Below are 20,528 nucleotides of genomic sequence, written 5' to 3'. Positions count from 1 at the left end.
TGGGTCACGCAGACGTTGCCACACGATGTGGCGCTTTTAGTCTGTGTTCATTTTACGGGCTTTTACGGGCAGTTGTCCCCCACCTATCTTCCTCGCTTCTCTCTCAATCTTAAGGTGGGGGTCTTACTGCCCGTTAATGCGGGATAAAGGTGAGACAGTCATTAATACTGTTTCACCTGCAAAACCTTGCTTGATATTTTCAAACTGGATGACCCTGTCACTACTATTTGTAATGACAATTGGAGTAATAATACTTTCGGCATGTTCTTTGAGATAGGTCCAATCTACCTCTATTAGCAATTGGCCAATTGCAATTGAATCACCCATTGTTACATGTGTATTAAATCCATTGCCTTTTAATGAAACCGTTTCCAATCCAATGTGAATAAGAATTTCCGTTCCATCTTTAGAACGTATTCCTATTGCATGTTTTGTGTCTGGCATCAGAATAACGGTTCCCTCAATAGGAGCATGGATATTACCTTCATCTGGCATGATGGCGACTCCATCTCCCATCATTTTTTCGCTAAAAACGGGGTCGGGAACCTTATCAAGTGAGAGGACCTCTCCATTAACAGGTGCGAATATTTGTAATTTACGTTTCTTAAATAAATTGGAAAACATATTTAAAAACTCCTTAATATTGAAATTGTTAAAACAAAAAAGGCATGGAGGTAAAGGAAAGAGCTAGTAGCTCTCCCGTTTTACCGCCATGCCTGATCGTATCAGTAACATGTGATCATTATGAAAACTTAAATATACAATACCAGTAAATATAAAATTAATCAATATTATCTTTATAATCATCTGAATAAATAATTAATTTTGTTAAAAGAGTACTTTGTAGTACTATATCTACCTTATTTTCCAGCGCGCGAAGTACTTACTGCAGCATTACTTTGGAGGGTTTAGGTATTTTCCAAATTACGCAGCAGCTAGGTCTTTGGCTAGAAACCAAAATCTAAAGATTTTCCAGTTTCCGCAATTGTCTTAATGTTACTTAGTATCATCCACCAGTATGGATCTGTTTTACTGAAGAGAGGATTGTTCTCTGTCCATTGATCATTAATAAGATGTAGTTTTGTACATGCCCCTACTAATTCCAAAGATAAGGTAACTCGGCTTTCCATCTGTGCATGTTCGGCGTAGTGAGAAGGACCAGGGTGATCCGTGTAGCTCAAAATTCGATTCGGTTCATATTGAAGTAATTTGCCATAAATGTGAACAGTTTCGTCTCCATCGGCGCCCGGTCCTACAAATTGAATGTCGTCGCCAACCTGATATGTTGATTGGATAACTCCACCCATGAATGCTTTAAACGATTTCTCCGGATTGACCAGAACATCCCACACTTGCTCAGGTTTTGTTCCGATATAAAATACATACTCCAATTTCACGATTAATTCCTCCCAATATAAAGTAATATTTTCTGCTCGTTTAATGAATTTCACCTCGTCTGTTAGGATCATTAGTAGTTTATAATGAAAACATAACATGTCTCCTACATGAATTATTGTAAAATCGCGCCAACCCATGAATGCAATATCGATTTTCGTTTTAGGGGGTGTAACAAGTGAACAACAATCGCAATCCGAATATGGGGATATTGAATTATGAAACGGGTAAAAATAAGTTTTCAATTTCCCGTCACGCTCCGTCTAAGGATCTCCAATTTTTTATTCGGCATTATTGGCTTGTCGAATGGGATTTACGAGAACAACCCTCTTATTCCCAAGAAGTTTTGCAGCATCCGGGAGTAAACGTGGTTTTCCAGCGTAACAATTCGTATATAAGCGGCATAGAAAGAAGAAAATCTGTAAATGTTCTGCAAGGGGAAGGACAGATTGTAGGAGTTCTTTTCAGGCCTGGAGCTTTTCATTGTTATTTTCAAGACCATGTTTCTACACTTACAGATCAAGTCGTCAATATTTCCGACTACTTTACCCTAGATATTAACACTTTTGAAGAGGAACTGTTTACGCTTAAGAATAAAGAAGAGAAGATTTTGATCGTTGAACAATTCTTACGGCAAAGTATGCCTGAAAATGATAAAACAGTTGACCTTCTTAATGAAGTGATAGATGAGATCGTTTATAATGCTGGCATCACCAAAGTCGAACACTTAGTCGATCAGTTCGGCATTTCCAAGAGGACATTACAACGTTGGTTCAATCAATATATAGGTGTGAGCCCTAAATGGGTCATTCAGCGCTATCGAATGCATGAGGCGATCGAGTTAATAGAACGTGGAGTGGATATGACTCAATTGGCGATGGATCTCGGTTATTTCGACCAAGCCCACTTTAGCAAAGATTTCAAAGCAGCGGTCGGCAAATCTCCGAAGCAATACGCAAAGGGCAACAACTAATATTTCAGAGTTACTCTAAACAAAAAAAAGACGACATTAAAACACGGAGACGGTACGAGACCACTGAAAAAGTGCACTTTTTCAGTGGTCTCGTACCGTCCCTATGTTTCTAAATAACATTGGGTGATGGTTACAATAATTGACCCACCTCCATCAAATTTTATACCTCTTAGCAGGTCTCCATTTGAATCCACAGTACATACAACCTTTGACAATTTCACTTCTTCCAACGAACCCGACTAGGATACTTACAGGGAAGGGCAAAGGCTATATGCTCCAAACCATCTTATATGTACAGTTGTCACTATCTTCACCATACTTTTTTTTGTAAATAAAACGTATCTGTCTAATTCTCTTTTATATTTAGTTGTAAAACACATAAATAATTCTTATTGCATTATCCCCTGTATTTGACAGCTAACCCTTTTAAGAAATTCCTGGCATATTTATCTCCACACTCTTTATAATTCTTATGCCCTTCTTTTCTTAATAAAGCACCGAGTTCTCCCTTTGAAACCGTAATCCCTGCTTGTTCGAATATATCAAGCATATCCTCAGTAGTTAATGCTAATGCTATTTTTACTTTCTTTAACAGGAGATTATTAACGTTTGTACTTTTCTTTATAGACGGTTCTGGCGTATCAGGCTGTTTTGGTTTTAGATCCTGTTTTCCTCGTTTAAAAATAATAAATCCATTTAAAAATGAATCTAACATACTGTTATTACATTTTATTTGATCGTCACTTTCAGCATCATACTCGTCTGATTTGGTGAGAATCTTTATGACTTCTGGTACTTTTACATCCATACCGCCAAGTTTAAATATCTCTGCCATTTCTTTATTTTTAATCTCCATTGCATATCTCAATCGAATTAATATATCGTTATTATCCACAATGAACCTCCTATATGTAAAATTAGTTACAGTCCTCTTAAACGACAGGCATTATTTTTTCGATCTCCGCATCTTTCCTGGACTGTGTTGTAGTAATTAAGTAATAGTGATAGTCATGTAGTTAGAGTCTCCATGCTTATACATTTATAACCTATATACTCAAACCAGTCAAAAGAGCTTATTTTTACTGCTTGGACTATAGATGCATATAATCCTAATTCAGTCCCAACAATGCCACTTGATAAAACGAATACTACTTCGTCGTAAATACCATATCAAAAAAGTAAATAGGCAACTCCCCTAAAGGGTTTGTTGCCTTCGTTAAAGCTTCAACTTGGGTTTAATAGTAATCACAGACCTCCCATCAACATTCTTTTTCAAAGTTATCAAGTAATGCACGCACTTCATCTGTTGATTTCGTGTTCATCAATTGATTTCTTAATTCAGCAGCTCCAGGGAATCCTTTGACATAAATTTTGAAAAAGCGATGAAGCCCTGTAATTGAACGTGGCAATACTTCCGCATATTGATCTTGAAGATCAAGCTGCAGTCTTAAAAGATCAAGATACTCTTTACTGCTATGCTCTTTTGGCTCTTTTTCAAAAGCAAAAGGATTTTTAAAAATACCTCGCCCGATCATAACGCCATCAATACCATATTGTTCAGCAAGCTGCAGCCCAGTTTGACGGTCAGGAATGTCTCCATTAATTGTTAGCAGCGTATTTGGTGCGATACGGTCACGTAATTTTTTGATTTCCGGAATGAGCTCCCAATGCGCATCTACTTGGCTCATTTCCTTTCTTGTACGTAAATGAATAGAAAGGTTCGCAATATCCTGTTTTAAAATATGTGTTAGCCACTCCTCCCACTCATTTACATCGTTATAGCCAAGTCGTGTTTTCACGCTGACAGGCAGTCCGCCCGCTTTTGCTGCTTGAATAAGTTCTGCCGCAACGTCTGGACGCAGAATAAGGCCACTACCTTTCCCTCTCGATGCCACATTCGGTACAGGGCAGCCCATATTAATATCGATGCCTTTAAATCCTAGCTCTGCCATGCCAATGCTCATTTGACGGAAATATTCAGGATTATCCCCCCAAATATGTGCCACCATTGGCTGTTCATCTTCTGTAAAAATCAAACGGCCACGCACACTTTTCATGCCCTCTGGATGACAATAGCTATCCGAGTTTGTAAACTCTGTGAAAAATACATCCGGTCGTCCGGCTTCACTTACTACGTGACGAAAAACAACATCTGTCACATCTTCCATTGGTGCAAGTACAAAAAATGGTCGTGGTAAATCACGCCAAAAATTATCTATCATTTCAAACTCAAATCCTCTCACTATGGATAAAGTAAGTAGGGGTTTTCTTCATCCCCCACTGATTATTAGTTGAACCAATCACGCTCAAAACGCCACGTCCTGTGGCTTTTGCCTGACTAGGACAACCTGTCCGTCGTCGGGCATTTACGGGCAGTTGATCCCCCACCTAACTTCTTTGCTTTCGCTGAATTTTGAGGTAGGGGTCTTACTGCCCGTTAATGCGGGATAAACAAAAAAGCAGATGGTCTAGATTTTTTCTATATCACCTGCTTTTCTATTATACCAACTCAAAGCCAAAAAACACGGGGACGGTTCTCATGTTTCCGGGCGAATATGTATGCATATATCATACTTGCGACTACATAAGATTAAACCAATAGGGAAACGCAGGAACCGTCCCCATGTTTCCCTCGTTCTATATATAAAAAAATGTTCTTAAAAGGGGTTAAAATAAATGGAAGAATGTATTATAATGGCAATATGTTATTTATAAAGAACAATTATGTTCTATAATGAGAAAAGGGGGAAATTCGAAAACAATGGGAAAATGGTTTAACTTCCTTTTTCTTTTCATATTAGCTGCTGGATTTTGGGTAAGTCTATATTTTATATTTTTTGATGATAAAAAAGGAGAAGAGAAGAGTCCAGGTTCGTTAAAGGGAATACACGACAGTACTGAGATTCATGTAGATGAAAGTGAAGCTGAAACTGGCGAAACGGAGGTGGAAGCAATGGTGAGCCATAATGGGTGGGAGCTTGTTTGGGAAGACGATTTCGAAGGCTTACATTTGGATCAAAGCAAGTGGAATATTGAAGAATGGGCAGCAGAAAAGAATAATGAATTGCAATTTTACTCGCATCAAAATCTAAATGTTGAAAAGGGCTTTTTAAATATCGTTAGTAAAGAGGAAGAGAAAGGTGATAGAAAGTATACATCTGGGGCTATCCATTCCAAGGATAAATTTAGTTTTTTATATGGGAAAGTTGAAATGAGGGCCAAACTTCCATCAGGCCAAGGGATTTTTCCAGCTTTCTGGATGATGCCGAACGCGGATCATATTTGGCTGCCAGAAATAGATATTATGGAGATGCTGGGGCATAAACCAGAGGAAATCTGGATGGTGATGCATTGGCAAGGGGAGGATCGTTCTTTAAAAAGTCTTTCCAGTAACTATATAGGTGAGGATTATTCCAATGGGTTTCACGTTTTTGGAATTGAATGGACTCCAAAAGAGATTATATGGTTTATTGATGGAGTTGAACGGTTTAGAGTTGATCAGCATATTCCTCAAGAGGAAATGTATTTATACTTAAATACAGCAGTTGGCGGGGATTGGCCGGGAAGTCCCGATCACACAACCCCATTTCCAGTTCTTTTACAAGTGGATTATGTCAAGGTTTATCAGCAATCTGGGGGATAGTTCGTTATTTTTTTATCCATATTGTTCTTAATAACGAATATTTTTCTTATGTGTGTTTTAGTATAAAGATCAATCCATCAAACTATTCATGGTGGTCCGAGGAGGATGAAAAGTGATCTTAATAATGACAATCGTTCTTTTTTGTATTTTTGGCCTTTTTCACACTATATATATGTTTATTCCTCTATATACAAGCAGACCTCAAAAACAAAATGATCCAAGCAAAGAAACAGGAGTTTGCATACTTATTCCTGCTTACAATGAGAGCCTTGTTATAAAAAATTGTCTTATGGGAATCCAAAATGTGAATTACACAAATCTTGAAGTTTTTTTCATAAATGACGGTTCGATTGACAATACATTAAAGATATTAGACGACTTGCTTACGCTAAAAAAAACTTTCAGAAGGAAATTAGGACGATTAAATCACGAAAGGGTGAACGATCTGTATCGTTCTCAAAGATTTCCTAATATCTTTGTGATTGATAAAGAAAATGGGGGGAAAGCAGATGCATTAAACACAGGTATCGAATTTGCGGAAAAGGAAATTATTATTACTTTGGACGCTGACAGCGTATTAGAACCAAACGCGTTAAATGAGATGAACAAAGCCTTCTCCAATAACAAAGTCGTCGCTGCCGGTGGGTTGGTGAACATTGTTCAAGGATATAAAAATGAAAGGAATGCCTTCACGCCGTCTTTTAAAATTTCCGGACTTATTCGTTTTCAAGTTGTTCAATACATGACAGCCTTTTATTTGCATAAAGCAACCCAAGCTAAATTACAGTCCATGACAGTTATCGCCGGTGCGTTTGGGGCTTTTCGCAAAAGTATTTTGCTTGAGGCTAAAGGTTATCGAAAAACGGTTGGTGAAGATATGGATATTACATTAAGAATTCAAGAATTGATTGGAACGAAAATGAAAGGTAAACGGATTGCATTTGTCCCAGAAGCTGTTTGTTATACAGAATGTCCAGAAAGCTTCAAAAATTTATTTAAGCAGCGCATACGATGGCAAAAGGCATTTGTGGATTGCATTATTACGTATCGAAAATCCTTTTATCGAAAAATGAACTTTACAGCATCAACTTACCTTTTATTCGATTCTCTATTACTAGGAACATTAAGTGCGTATTCAACACTTCTTGTCCCTGTTGTGATCCTCATAACGATGAGTCATTTAAAATTAGCATTTCTTCTTTTAACCATTTCGATCTCACTAGCGATTTTGCAAAATATTGCTACTCTAATCGTTTCTAGAAGATATGGCCACCAATATGAAATAAAAGATTTTGTTTCACTTTTATTTTTTATCCCGTTGGAGGTTATGTTTTATCGTGTAACAGGCCTGCTCTTTGTATCCATTGGCACAATTATCTATTTTTTTGATAAGGAAGGGTGGAGTCGATCTGAACGGATTGGAAAGCAGATCGTATTTCATAAAGAAGGAAATGTGACTAAAAATATTGGAGGTTAAATGAATGAAAAAATATGTTGTATCCAATGTTATTTTTACAACCTTTTTTTTGATGATTATTTTGCCTCTTTGTTATTTACTTTATGACTATATTATCCATTATGGAGCTACTCCTGCTGCCGCCAAAGGACCATTAAATGTATCAGATGTCCCATACAATTCTGTGAATAAAGATTTTACGGGAGTGGAGGAATATGCTAGTAAGGTCGTCGTGCTCATGTATCATCAAGTGATTCCAAAGAAAAAATTGAAAAAACACCATTTCCAAGATAATGGAGAGTTAGAGGAGACGATTATCACTCTTGAAAACTTTCAATCCCAGATGGACTACTTAAAGGAGAATCATTATACGGTATTATCGTTAAAGGAATTCGAACTTTTTATGACTGGGGAGAAAAGGGTACCCGCTAAAAGTGTCTTACTTACCTTTGATGACGGCTTTAAAAATGTTTTTGAATTTGCCTATCCTGTATTAAAAGACCATGGTTTTCCAGCCGTACATTTTTTGATAACTGGCTTAATTACAAAAGAAAACGTCCATTATAAACCAGCTCTCCATCAATATGCCAGTATTGATGAGGTGAGAAAAAGTGCGGATGTATTTGATTACGGAAACCACACGAACATGTTCCATCAAAAAAATAAAAATGATATGTCCTTCGTGACGGCCTACGATAAAGCAGAAGTGAAGGAGGATTTGGTTCGGGCAAATGAATGGCTTGGACAATCCATAACATTTGCTGCCCCATATGGAGAATATAATGAAGAAACATTGGAAATTTTGCAGGAACTAAATACAAAAATGGCTTTTACCGTTAACCCTGGATATGCTGAGCCATTTGGGCGATCATTGGAAATCCCAAGATGGCAAGTATTCCCCAAATTATCATTGGATGATTTTAAATATATTTTAGGTGAGTGAAAGGAATAGTCCCTGTCACTCATCGAAATTTGGTCAAAAGAGTACTTTGTCGTACTATAACGACCTTATTTTCCAGCGCGAAGTACCTGCTGCAGCGCTACTTTGGAGGATTTAGGCGTTACTGCCAGTCAGTACATCGTCAGTCATCAAATACAGGTATGGATTTATTAAAAAATTGTATAAGACATGGAAAAGCCGAACTGAACATAAGTCAAAGTCAGATGGGCATGCAAGTTGATATATGTTATTAAATATTGTGTGCTGACGAAGAACAGTCATAATAATTTCATAACACTTTAAGTCTTTCGTTGTCATGTCGAGAAGTATCTATTTAACGAAAAAATAAATACGGTGGCTTTGAATTGTTTATTTTCAAAACCGCCGTATGTATATTAACTGTCTATTTAGCTTTTGCACTTGAAACAACGGTTTCCATGTTGGATTTAATGAGTATAGAAATGTACTGTGAATTTTTACAAATAGTTACAAATTTTAATATCTAATTTTAAAATAACATTTATTATTGGTCAATTTCATATGATATCATTTTTTCCATTTACTTGTTAACTTGATTTCCCATGGAAATAGATAGCCTATTCCACATATTAATCTGATTAATGATCATAACTAAATCTACATATTCTTTTTCATCATAATGTTCTCTCACTTGGTCATACAACTCATCACTAACACCTTTTTCTGAAATTAATGTATAGTGCAAGTTTTTGACGAAATATTTAATTTTAATTTCTCGAAAAAATGAAAAGGTGGTGGCGAAGTAAAGGATATATTCATACTTCTTTTTTAAATTTTTATCGCCACCCTTTTATATGATATTTAACAATCATCCAGTTTATATCTTTTTAAAACGTTAGAATATCATGATCCATACTGATGGGTTATCTCCAGCAATCCACCACGATTGCATTAGACACATAAATTATCGCTCGTTTCTAACGAAAGTCATGGCGTATGGATCAAGTGGCTCATCATCAGTAGAATGTATCTGATTTTTTGTTTATACTGCACGGCGTTATCTTCCGTGCTTTCTTTGTCAAAGAACAAACATATGATGAATGAAAGGGAAAACCTAACAGTTATTACTTCAAATCTTGAAAGCTAAAACAGATTGCATAAGCTTCAATCGTAAGCGATCACGCGTATCTTAATCGATACCCCATTAAGTATTCCTGAGTTCATCACGGAGCTTACGCATGTACAGGCTTGTCATGTAGCTTTTGTTATCCTTCCAGAACCATCCCACGGGTAAACCTCCTTCGTATTGAAATGAAATTATTTTATCACAATTTGTACAAATCCGATTTATTAGATATGAAGCCTTTGGATTTTGCCTATAGAGTTAAATAATACCTCTCCATATCACTGACTAGTTCCTCAATTAATTCCTCTTGGTAGCCAGCACGATAGGTTTTCAGCAATTCGGTTTTCACACTTTCCAAATCGGGTATGTGGAGTCTATTTAGCTGGGCTAATTTGTCAATGGCAATTTCTTTAGTAGAAAGCGATTTTAAATAATCATGCGGGCTATATCTCCATAGTGTTACATGCTTTGAATGACGTAATTTCATTCTCTGTGCCATCAATAAACCTTCAGGATCAAAATCACCGGAATAGTAAATTTCTATCTCCTCTTGCACGAATAAATCGAGCAGCATAAGGGCTGCCAGTTTAAACTGCCCATTGGTACTAATGAGAGGCGGATAAAACGGAAGCTGCCAGCGATCAAGAATGGCACTGCATACTCCAGAGTTTTCCACAATAAAAACACGCTTGCCAATATGTGGTCTAGCACTTGTCAGTTTTAATATTTCTCTTAAAGGAAGAATTAACACAGTCCTATTATCTGCTGCAGCTTCTATAGTGGCATCAATCCGATCATTTTTCCATCCTTTAATCCCACTCACAGTAACAAAATTAAGCAAATCATCGCGAAAAATATGAAAAGCCTGTAAAATCTCATTTACTTCTTCCGTATTTAGTTTATTTTTAATAATGCTCCATTCCCCTTTTTGATGAAGGGAAAATTGGAGTGAGTGAATAAATGCCCGACCAAGCTCTGTGTCTAAATCAAAAGCATGGGGATTTTTGGTTATTCGTTGTGAAAAAAACGGCAATCTCTCAAATTGACCATTTTGTGGAAGACTTTTAATTGCTTCTGCAACTAAAAGAAGTATCTTTTTTAATTCAAGACAGTCTTTTTCATAAAGTGAATGAAATAGTCGTGAACCGCGTCCTTTTCTCTCTATAAAAGAAAGCCAATCCTCTATTTCGGGTACTTCCTGCTTTAATTCATAAAAAAATGCACTTTTCTCGTTTTCAATTAGTAGTTGCTTCTCTGAATTTGTTTTAATTTCCCTGCCTTCATACGCTTCTAAAATATCAATGATCGCTAGCTCGAAATACTTTGTTTTAGCTAATGCATTTTCAAACAGGGTAAAAGAGATCGTTGCCGAAGCTTGTCTCGTATAGTCTTTTCGAAAAAATGCACTTAACGCCTCTTTTTCATACGGTTTTAATCCTGTTAATTGAACAGAGCCACCTATTCTTCCTAACGAGCGATATCTTTCAATTAATTTTGGAAGGAGCCGAGATAATCCCGGCTCCTCTTTAAAATATTGAATGCATTCCTGCAGCCGTTCATTCAAACCAATCACACCTTTAATTCTTCCTCTTCCCATTCATCCATCTTCAATGATCTTACCTTCCCATTCCAATAATAGCGAATAACAGTTACAAATGGGGCATTTTTAGGACGTACAAGCTCGCAAATCGATAGGTTAGAAACAGTATCATAATCTCCCCAAATAGCTTGTGAGTTCATAATGTAATTGAATCCTAGTTCCTCAACAAGCTCGAACATATCGCGAATGTTATTCTCATCAACGCCTGCAAATGCCTCGTCGAGCGAAATGATGTACGGGGCATCCTTTCGCGCTTCCTGATAGCGGGAATAGGCTGCTGAGAATAAGGGGATGTACATTGCCATCGCCTTTTCCCCTCCGCTGAAGGTAAAAAACACATGGTTGGTGAGCTCCTTCTTTGATTCACCTTCGCGCTTATAATAAAGGGTAAAAGAAAACCATTTTCGATAATCGAGAATTCCCTTAATCACTTGATGAAGAGTCGTTCCATAGCCTTCTGTTTCAGACAGTTCCCGTGCTCGGGTAATTTTTGAACGGAAATGCGCTGTTACTTTCTTCATGTCGCTCTCTTTTAACAATCTTGGATCAGAGCGCAATAAGTCAACAAGGTCTTTCGTATCCATTTCCTCTTCTGCATCGGCCGTTTTTGGTTTCCATTTAATAGAGAATGTTAATCCTGATGACGTATCCCTTTTTTCCATTAAATCATTAATTGTTTTTACCCATCTTTCAGCCCTTTGGATTTTCGCACGAATGATTCGACCAACACTATTTAAAATAATTTCTTCGTACAATTCGCGATCAGTTTCATTCAGCACTTCTTTTTGCATTTCGATATCATTGGCTATTTCCTTTAGCACATAAAAAGGCGTCACTCGTTGACCTTTATAATCAAGTAGCATAACCGTTCGATAGGCTTTATCCATTAACATTTTCCGCTTCAGCTTCATTTCTTCATTCTCATTCATGTCGCTATCATGAGGGATATCATACGAGACAACTTCCTCCGATAAGCGGTATTCCACTAATGTTTGCTGCTCACGGTAAAACGTTTTGGCTAGCTTATCAGAAATCGATACATGACTTTCCTTCTTTAATACCTCACTATTTTCTTTGTAAACTAATTTTGCTAGAGTGAGTGGATCGTTATCAAGATGTTCCTCTCTATCAGGTTGGAAACGCAATTCTTCTACAAATAAAGCAAACCAATCCTTGAACAGCTGATCATAAGCGTTCTTTTCTAGCTTTTTACTTGCAAGCTCATTTGTTAGAGATTCTAAATCTTTTTCAAGTCTTGTGCTTTCTTTCATTAATTCAGGAAGCCTGCTTTCAATGGCAGCTAGCTGTTCAATCACCTCTTTGATTTGCTTGCGAATGTCATCGGCTCCTAATTCCTCTAACCGCTTACGAATCTGTTCAAGCTTTAACTCTTCAAGTTTTAATTTGTCGATAAGAAGCTGCATTTCACCCTTATTACTATCAATATCCGCTATGACTTCCTCAAGATTCGCCCTCCGAGATATTAAAAACTTTCGGTTCGCATCATATTTAGCAAAAACGAGCTGCAGTTCCTGCAAAAATCGCATATAAGAGTTCATTGCTAAAAAAGCCTCATCATATGCATTTTTTGAAAACTCTATATTCAATACACTTGTTTCCTCTTTAAGAACAAGGCGAACTTTCTCCCATTCTGTATAGGTAAGTTTCATTTTTGCATTTTTTTCTTCCACTTCTTTTTGATCACGCAAAACCTGTTGTTTAGTGAGTTTCAGCTCATCATTAGCCGTCTTCACCTGCTCTGCAGTAGGGAAATCCGCATACCCTTTTTTCATATTTTCTAAGCTTGATTGAGTAATTTCTAGCTCCTGTGTGTGCAGCTGAATTTCGTCCGCCAGGCGAGCCACTTCTTTTTCAATCTCCAATATAAGCATTAGTCTATGGCGCTCACGGGCTTGCGTACCAATATACTGTGCCCTCTCGCCAATTAATGGTGCATGTCCATGGATCATTCCGATTGAAAAACGGCCATCTTTGGAAATCGTTGTCGATATACTCAGATTACTCGAATTTATCGCAATGCTTTGAAGAACTTTTTTCACCTGATTGGCTTCTACGTTTGCATCATCAGGTAAATCGACGTAAAGCCATTTTAATAGAGTCTGCTGTTCATCAAGGATCTCCTCGCTCGCAAGGAGGATTTTATCATTTTGACCGATAAACTCCTTATTCTTTTCATTGATAATAATGGCATCGAGGATCCCAGCTTCTGCTAAAGCCGATTCGATTTTTGCCCGCTCATCCTCATTTAATTCATCTTGAAACTCTACTGCTTTATAAAATGGAATAAAACCAATTCCTTCAGAAGTTAATACATCCCTCGCTGCTATTGTATCCGGATGTAGAGAAGGTTCTGGCTCCTTCATCTCCTGCCAATAAGCCAAATCTCGTTCTTTTTCGTTTTTATCCTTCTTTAACGCATCAATCTTATGCCTTAAAACGGTCAAATCTTCTAATAATTTTTCTTGTTTTTTACGAAAAATTTCTGCAAACGGTTCTATCAACTGCTCTAATGAAAAGAGATCAAATAGGTCATGAATCTTTTGTGCTGTAAGTTGTTTACCTTCCTCATTTAACTGAAATGCTTCGTATATTGTCATCCAATCTAAAATTTTTTCTAAAAGAATGGATTTTTCTTCATCTAATAATGCAAGCCATTTCTCTTCGTCTCTTCTTGAGCTATCTAACTTTTTCCTCGCCTCGCCTAAATGGCGATCTGCATCATCGAAGCGATGCTTCAAGCGTTCATATTCATCCCATAGCCTCAAAATCTGCTGGAGCTGCCCCTTATAGCCCTCTGCTTCTTTTTTCCATAATGCAAAATCAAATGAGGCTTCCTTATGACGAAGAAAATCCTCGGCATTGAGACGATGTTCATTAAAGCCTGCTTCCTCTGCATCCGTTTCGAGCTCTTCCATTTCCTCCTCAATCTTCTTTTCGTATCCAAATTGCTCTTCTTCCTGGCGCATAATGGCTTCTTTTAACTCGCGCTCTTTTTTCTCCTTTTGCTCTAAGGTTTGTTGCTTAGCATCTAACTCTTTCTGCATCATGAAGTAGCGTTTTTCAATCGCTTGCTTTTCCTCTTCAGCGTTAAAGACCTCATGTCTTTCGAGCTGTGACTTTGTTTCTTGGAAAACTTCCTGCTCCCTCTTTAATTCACTTTCTTCCTGTTCATTTGCAGTCAACTTCTCTGCGCACTCTGTCAACGAGTTTTCGAGCTGTTCCAATTCTTTTTCCCGCGTTTTGATTGCTTTCTCAACTTGTATTAATTCATTCGCTTTATCTACTAAAACAAACTGATTGTATTGTTCGTATTGCTTGCACAATCTTTCTAAGCTTTCATAATCCCGTTCAAGCTGTTCTAATTGATGCTTCGATTGATCCATATTTTCAATCGTATCTGATAAGGAACGCAGCTCTTCATCCCCTAATTCAGGGAGAGATTCTTCTAAAATCCCATAAATAACAGTCGGTTTAAAATCTTTAGACAGCTTTGGACTCCTTAGCTGAATTAACAGCTTAATTAAATCATCAAAAGCCTCGATCGATTCAAAACCGAAAACATATTTATTCACGAGCTCCATATACTCTTTTTGTGTGCCCACAACCAATCCGCCGTCAGCTAAAGTATTTTCTAATTCCTTCTTTGTTAATGGGATTTTTTGAAAGCCACCACTCACTTTTTCTTCTTTATAAAGAAAAAAATCTCGACCGATTCTTCGCCCATCATGTATGACAAAGCCCCAAAAATCCATTGACTTATGTCTTTTTGCCTTTAAACCAATGCCTGTCGTTATATAACGATCCGTATTGTTCTTTTTGTATTCAATAAAAAGATAGCCTGTCCGTTCATCTCTTTTTGTGACCTCAAATTCCCCAAGTAAGTAATCCTCCATTTTCCGGGCTCTTGAGCCAAATGGATCCAATCTGTCTGGGGTCTTCTTTCCATCAAGAAGGACTGGGAGAAAACTCTGCATCGTTACTGATTTCCCCGACCCATTGCTGCCTCGAAGCAATAGCTTGCCATCTGCAAAATCAAATACTTCTTCATCGTAATACCAAAAATTCACCAGTCCTGCCCGGTTCATCTGCCATACATCATGCGTCACGATTTTCCCCTCCTTTAAAATCTTTTGGATATTTTCCTACAGTTCGTCCAAGTAAAGGCATGAGCAAGATCATACCTGTCTCTTCCTCTAGGCTCGCCATCTTCCATTCGATTAAAACATCTAGTAACCCATTAGTAAGCTGTTTAATGCTTGCATCTCTGAGCGCTTTGCTCCATCCCGCTTGATAATGATCGGAAACTTCCATTGTCAGATATTCAAAATCTGAATATGAAAATCTTATCATTCCCATTTCATTAATCGAAAACGATTCTAACTTTTCTTTTAAAAGATAAGCAAATTGGAGAACAACATCACTAATTGCTTTTGCATCTGGAAAGATCGTTTGCAACGCACTATTTTCCTTCACAGATAACATTGCTGCATTTTTATAAAGCTCAAATTGGTAATCTGTATGTTCTTCAATATCCTCTCGAATTCTGTTGCGATAGTTTCTTAAATAAAGGAAATCTGAATCGTCTGGAGACGACCGATAGGTCACTGGTGATAGAAAAAGCTTTCGGTAAACACGATGTCTGCGATATTCCGCACTTTCTCTACTATATTCTTGATTCAAGATCTCCTCTATGGAATTATATTTAAAAAGATCTTTCGGATAAGAACGCATGAAATAGCGTGAAATAACAGGAACCTCGTATAACACCTCCTGGGCTTCATTTTGTACAAATCCCGCAATTTCACCATCTACTGTTCGAATAATTTTAAATTCAGATGCTACATGTAAAACTCGAATAAGCGATTTACGATGTTCATAGTTTGTCCAATCTAACGTAATATGGCTTGGATACTCTGCTCGTAGATCTTCACAAAGCTCCGATAATAAAAATTGTTCGTCCACTGATTTTCTTTCCAAAAAAGCTAAGAGACAACAAAACAAAGCATAATCCCTTTGACTATGAAAAGCTTGAATTCCCATCCAGCTTTCAGGTTCAACAGGAATTTTTTCAAGCTTGATGAAATGGCGATGCACGATCAAGCGATAGTTGAATTTTTCCGTTATATATCTCCGTAACACATGCTCCCGTTCCCGAATCAGCTGATAAACAAGAGGCTCATCCTCTCTTAAAATCCAAAACCGCTCAAAAAGCAGTTCAAGAGCATCTTTCGCCTTATCATCAAACCCTTTTTTATCTTGCTCCATCTTTATTCGCCCTCCAAAATTTGTATTTCAAAGTTGGGCATTATTAAATCTCCATCTGTCGATCGTAAGGTAATCTGTTCATCATTGATCTTACTTACTTTTATTCTGTTCCCAATTTCCACTTTCGTAGTTTGATCCTTATTTGAAAGTGCCTTTGCTAACCATTGGAGCAATATTTTCCGAATCGTTCCATCGATCTTAGGCAAATTTTTAAAAATAATTTTGTCGTCTTGAATATATTGAAGCATTTGATTTTTCTCTGCCTCTTTCTGATCCAAATATTCATTTAACACCATTTCCTTTTCAAGCTTATGGTCGTGTAAGGCAGAAGGCTTTGTTTTTTCACGATATTGTCGGATTCTTGGCTTAATCGTTAAAACTGTCGGCTCTTTTTCCCATATATCTTTGTAAATATCTTCTGTTGCCTTTTCATCCGCAAAAATATGCTTTGTGTGAAAAACGCCAAAAACGGCAGATGAAACTTTATGCGCTTCTTCTAGTGAATCTAATTCGGCAAACCATGCTGCGAGATGAAGATAATCCTTTTTCCTGCTTCGGAGGTTTTGATGTTTTTCTCCAAGCCGCTGGGCAAAGCGAGTCAATTTTCGAATCGTCTCATTCGTTTTTTCCTGAAGCTGATTTAGCTCACTTGTCTGTCCATCGCTACCTAAAAACCATTCCTTCATGCCATTCCAACTATCGATCCACTTGGTCATTATTTCTTCATTCGTAACGGCTATTTCTTCAAGACGCGGAATTCTTTGTTGGTATTCTACTACCTTTTCAATATACAATTTAATGGCATCCTCATTTATTTCCTTAAGCTGTAATTCAATATGAAGTGAAGTTTGCTGTAAAGAGATAATAAAATCCCTTAAATATTCAGTGAAAGAATCTTTATACAATAGGAAGGATTCCGTTTGCATTTTTTCTTCAACATTTTCACTAGAGACATAGGCAATATAATCCGCTGAGTTTTGAACCATTTTTTTATAATAATCAAATACATCCTCCCAATTGCGGAATATTTCTTCAAGCGGAGTCTCACCCAGATTCTTTTTGGAAATGAGGGTGTAAATCTTTTTAATCGCTTCATATAACCGATCAAATAATGTTTTCTCCAGTGATCCCCCAAAGGAACCACCCATATTTTCTAACGTCCTTACCATCCGCTCAATCTCAACTGTATAGGGGCTGCATTGATAGCGAAACCTCTTTTTCTTAAACTCTTCAATTGTGCGCACTCTGCCCGTTTCCTGCCGAGCAATTATATTTTTCCATTTGACGAGCTGATCCAAATCATTTTGCATCATATCCATTGTGTATTCACGAAAGGCATTATGTTTTTTCAAAAAATGAAAAATCTCTTCAGGGAATAAAAACTGGCGCATTCTTTCATGCTGCTCATAAAAATACCTTAAAATCGCCCGATATCTCCAAGCATTATCAACTGTTAAATAAGTAGCTTCTGAAATGGGCTTTAAAATCAAATTATTCATTTTCTATCACTCTACTTCGTTATATACTGTTATTTTTTAATTATAAAGGAATTCAATTAATCAATGTGAAGATAAGAAAGGAGAAGTTTTGGAAGTTTAACATTAAGTTTCCTTTGGAGAAAAAATTGTGGATAATCTTAATCTGATCTATTTATTCAACACCCTTCAATTTCGGCATATATTTATCATTCGACATAGTTCGTTCTTTTCCTTCTAAATAATAATATTGAATGGGATATGATAATTATTCTAAAATAATAATAAAATATATTTAATTCTGGTTGTTTACTTTGGTATTTCATTTATTAATCTGCTGATCTTAGAATCATTATTTAACATTTTAAAAAGGAAACATTTATAGAAGCTAAGTTATTTTCCATTAATACATCTTTAATATTATGGTATCAGAAATTTTTCCAACATAAAAAAATAAAAATTAGAAGCCCATATCATTTAGCACTAAACTTCTAATTGTTTACTAATTCTATTTATTTTTAGGAGAATGGCGTTCTTTTATTGAGGAAGATGGATAGACTGCACGTACAATTGATCATTCAATCTGTGTTCAATATGAACATACTGTTGCTATTACGAATAACGGACCAGAGATTTTAACAAGACTGTAAATAAATTTAAAAGGCATTCCTTAATTGCAAAGAAGTGCCTTTTTTCATTATTTAGACTACTTCCCCATTTATTGTATTTACATGAAGCTTTTATCATGTCCATATAAAACAAAGGACAGCATCCAATTTTTCTATGAGCTTGCTCCCTATTGGATATATCAGTAGATGAATTGAATTTCCAAAACAAGGATTAGAGAAAAACTCCTAGTATTAATAGCTTGAAAGTTTGTTGGACGGCATGGATATCCAATGAGCTGATCAACATTGATTATGACCCATCGTCATGACTTCAAAAAGGCAACCATCCAAATTGGTCCAGAACAACCCACGAGAAGCAAAAGGATGATCAGTACGTTGATTGTCCGGTTCATGGGGGCTACTTCCGAAGGCGATATTCTTTTCACGAAGTCGGTCAAGAATTTGGTCAAAAGAATGTCCATTTACATCAAATGCCAAATGTTGCTGAGGACTATTGCCATCTATTTTCATAAAAAAGATCGAGAGTTCAGCATTAATACGAACCGATGCAAATTTATTGTCTTTCCCTTCATACCCCTCAAGTTTTAGGCCCATAATATCGGCAAATTCATGTGCAGCTTTATCATTATCTTTAGCGAATACCACCGTATGATTAAGAGTAATAGTCATTTTTAAGTCCCCTTTCGTATTTTCAATCTCTATTGTTCATCTGCACTTTTTTTGTTTTCATTATCATTAGATATATTCAACAGCTCTGTGCGTACCTTTTCAATTAGCTGTTGTAGTTGTTCTTTTTTTTCGGGATTTTCCATAGCTTGACGACCTATCTTAAAAAATTCATAGAATAAACCCTGGATGTCAGATCTTAAAGTCTGTATTTCATCTAGATCCACATTTTCAAGCATATTCATTCTTGAGATGAAAGGATCTTCATCTTGGTTTTTTTCTAAATAGGTTTGCCCCTCATCCGTAAGATGATAAACTTTTTTCCGGCCTTCTTTGGTTACATTAACAAGATCTTGATCTTCAAGCATCTGTAGAATAGGATAAACGGAACCGGGGCTAGGCGAATAAAATCCCTTAAACTTTTTTTCAAGTTCCTTGATTAATCCATATCCATGTCTTGATTGTTCTTGTAACAATTTTAATAAGACAATCTTGAGATCACCACGCCCGAAAAAACGTTCACCACCATTATCTCCACCGGATTCTTTGCCTGCGAAGAAATGAGATCCACCTTGTCTTTCGAAGTTACCGTTTTCCATCCCCAATTCCCTATCGAATCTGCCGCCATTAAAGAAGCCATTATGATGAAAATGACCCTCTCCTTTTAAAAAAGGATGTTGAGGCATATCAGGTCTTTTGAACATTGTAAACAACCTCCTGTTAGTTTTCATTCTACGATAACGATATATCGTTAACTAAATAATAACCGATATATCGTTAACTATCAAGATGGAAATGTGATTTTCTTCAGTTCATCCGCCTAAAGCAATAAAAAGGGCGCTTTTCCTGAATAAAGAGCATCCACTCTTCATTGGCCGAGTGACATAAGTTTTTGAGAGATTCTTAGATAAATCTTTTCAAAGGGATATGCAAAAATGCCCTTCTTTCAGGTGTCCATTCCGATTCCTCGAACCATTCCCCAGCGTGACTTTCTACCCTAGCCCGGTGCAACCGAAAGCCTGGCGGAAACTTGTCTTGCAAATAATTCAATGCGGGGTAAATCCCCCATAAGCTCGACAATTTTTTCTCTTGCAATGTCTGGTTTTTTACTATGTTGTTCTATCGGACTAACAATAAGCTGATGCACCTTTTTAGACACTCGTTTTGGACGTCCTCTAACACCAAGTAGACAAATTTCAGCGGTAGAGCTGTGTCCAGTACCCTAATCTGAAAAAGAAGCCTTGTCCTTTGCTTCGCCTATACTGCCACGGAGGACAGCATAGATGATGTTATATTTCATATTTCACCTCTGTCAAAAATTTTAGGATAAAAAAATAGACGTTTGTTTTTCTTGAACGTC

15 protein-coding genes and 1 pseudogene are annotated in these 20,528 nt (G+C 36.9%); 4 read left to right on the top strand and 12 right to left on the bottom strand.

Features of this window, described 5'->3' with window-relative positions:
* Positions 1-123 precede the first annotated feature (123 nt).
* On the bottom strand, positions 124-624 hold the full coding sequence (locus KHA94_RS19005) for a PTS sugar transporter subunit IIA (RefSeq protein WP_213103687.1): 501 nt from the start codon (positions 622-624) through the stop codon (positions 124-126).
* A 323-nt stretch (positions 625-947) separates the two neighbouring features.
* Entirely contained in the window at positions 948-1,397 is a 450-nt protein-coding gene (locus tag KHA94_RS19000) for an SRPBCC domain-containing protein (RefSeq protein ID WP_213103937.1), read from the bottom strand.
* 176 nt (positions 1,398-1,573) lie between these two features.
* Here KHA94_RS19000 and KHA94_RS18995 point away from each other — a divergent pair, with 176 nt between their 5' ends.
* Positions 1,574-2,368, top strand: coding sequence for a helix-turn-helix domain-containing protein (locus KHA94_RS18995; protein WP_213103686.1), 795 nt, complete (start codon positions 1,574-1,576; stop codon positions 2,366-2,368).
* A gap of 397 nt (positions 2,369-2,765) precedes the next feature.
* On the opposite strand, the gene KHA94_RS18990 is transcribed toward KHA94_RS18995, so the two are convergent.
* Both KHA94_RS18990 and KHA94_RS18985 read right to left on the bottom strand, forming a co-directional pair.
* Positions 2,766-3,263 (bottom strand): YehS family protein, encoded by a 498-nt coding sequence (locus KHA94_RS18990; RefSeq protein WP_213103685.1) that lies wholly within the window; start codon positions 3,261-3,263, stop codon positions 2,766-2,768.
* A gap of 364 nt (positions 3,264-3,627) precedes the next feature.
* Positions 3,628-4,611, bottom strand: a complete 984-nt coding sequence (locus tag KHA94_RS18985; protein ID WP_338030824.1) for a tRNA dihydrouridine synthase — start codon at positions 4,609-4,611, stop codon at positions 3,628-3,630.
* A gap of 518 nt (positions 4,612-5,129) precedes the next feature.
* Between KHA94_RS18985 and KHA94_RS18980 the strand changes: the two genes are divergently transcribed.
* From KHA94_RS18980 to KHA94_RS18970, 3 genes are all read left to right on the top strand, one after another.
* Entirely contained in the window at positions 5,130-6,011 is an 882-nt protein-coding gene (locus KHA94_RS18980) for a glycoside hydrolase family 16 protein (RefSeq protein WP_213103683.1), read from the top strand.
* Positions 6,012-6,123: 112 nt separating this feature from the next.
* Positions 6,124-7,488, top strand: coding sequence for a glycosyltransferase family 2 protein (locus KHA94_RS18975; RefSeq protein ID WP_213103682.1), 1,365 nt, complete (start codon positions 6,124-6,126; stop codon positions 7,486-7,488).
* 4 nt (positions 7,489-7,492) lie between these two features.
* Positions 7,493-8,410 (top strand): polysaccharide deacetylase family protein, encoded by a 918-nt coding sequence (locus KHA94_RS18970; RefSeq protein ID WP_213103681.1) that lies wholly within the window; start codon positions 7,493-7,495, stop codon positions 8,408-8,410.
* A 556-nt stretch (positions 8,411-8,966) separates the two neighbouring features.
* On the opposite strand, the pseudogene KHA94_RS26035 reads toward KHA94_RS18970, so the two are convergent.
* From KHA94_RS26035 to KHA94_RS18935, 8 genes and pseudogenes are all read right to left on the bottom strand, one after another.
* Positions 8,967-9,128 (bottom strand): annotated as a pseudogene (locus tag KHA94_RS26035) (carboxymuconolactone decarboxylase family protein); the annotation flags it as partial.
* 634 nt (positions 9,129-9,762) lie between these two features.
* Positions 9,763-11,109: a TIGR02679 family protein gene (locus KHA94_RS18965; RefSeq protein ID WP_213103680.1), complete on the bottom strand. Its 1,347-nt coding sequence runs from the start codon at positions 11,107-11,109 to the stop codon at positions 9,763-9,765.
* Positions 11,082-15,218, bottom strand: a complete 4,137-nt coding sequence (locus KHA94_RS18960) for a TIGR02680 family protein (RefSeq protein ID WP_213103936.1) — start codon at positions 15,216-15,218, stop codon at positions 11,082-11,084. Before KHA94_RS18960 ends, KHA94_RS18965 begins: the two co-directional genes overlap by 28 nt.
* Positions 15,219-15,228: 10 nt before the next feature.
* Positions 15,229-16,398: a TIGR02678 family protein gene (locus tag KHA94_RS18955; protein ID WP_213103679.1), complete on the bottom strand. Its 1,170-nt coding sequence runs from the start codon at positions 16,396-16,398 to the stop codon at positions 15,229-15,231.
* A 2-nt stretch (positions 16,399-16,400) separates the two neighbouring features.
* Entirely contained in the window at positions 16,401-17,897 is a 1,497-nt protein-coding gene (locus KHA94_RS18950) for a TIGR02677 family protein (protein WP_213103678.1), read from the bottom strand.
* Between the two features lie 884 nt (positions 17,898-18,781).
* The gene (locus KHA94_RS18945; RefSeq protein ID WP_213103677.1) at positions 18,782-19,171 is read right to left on the bottom strand and encodes a VOC family protein; all 390 of its coding nucleotides are present in this window, start codon (positions 19,169-19,171) and stop codon (positions 18,782-18,784) included.
* 29 nt (positions 19,172-19,200) lie between these two features.
* Positions 19,201-19,872, bottom strand: coding sequence for a PadR family transcriptional regulator (locus KHA94_RS18940; RefSeq protein WP_213103676.1), 672 nt, complete (start codon positions 19,870-19,872; stop codon positions 19,201-19,203).
* A 293-nt stretch (positions 19,873-20,165) separates the two neighbouring features.
* Positions 20,166-20,327 (bottom strand): hypothetical protein, encoded by a 162-nt coding sequence (locus tag KHA94_RS18935; RefSeq protein WP_476695935.1) that lies wholly within the window; start codon positions 20,325-20,327, stop codon positions 20,166-20,168.
* Between the last annotated feature and the right edge of the window lie 201 nt (positions 20,328-20,528).

It is taken from the genome of Cytobacillus citreus, from assembly GCF_018343665.1.
Classification (GTDB): domain Bacteria; phylum Bacillota; class Bacilli; order Bacillales; family Cytobacillaceae; genus Cytobacillus; species Cytobacillus citreus.
Note: the sequence above shows the minus strand (reverse complement) of the source record. Positions and strands in the feature narration are given on the sequence as shown.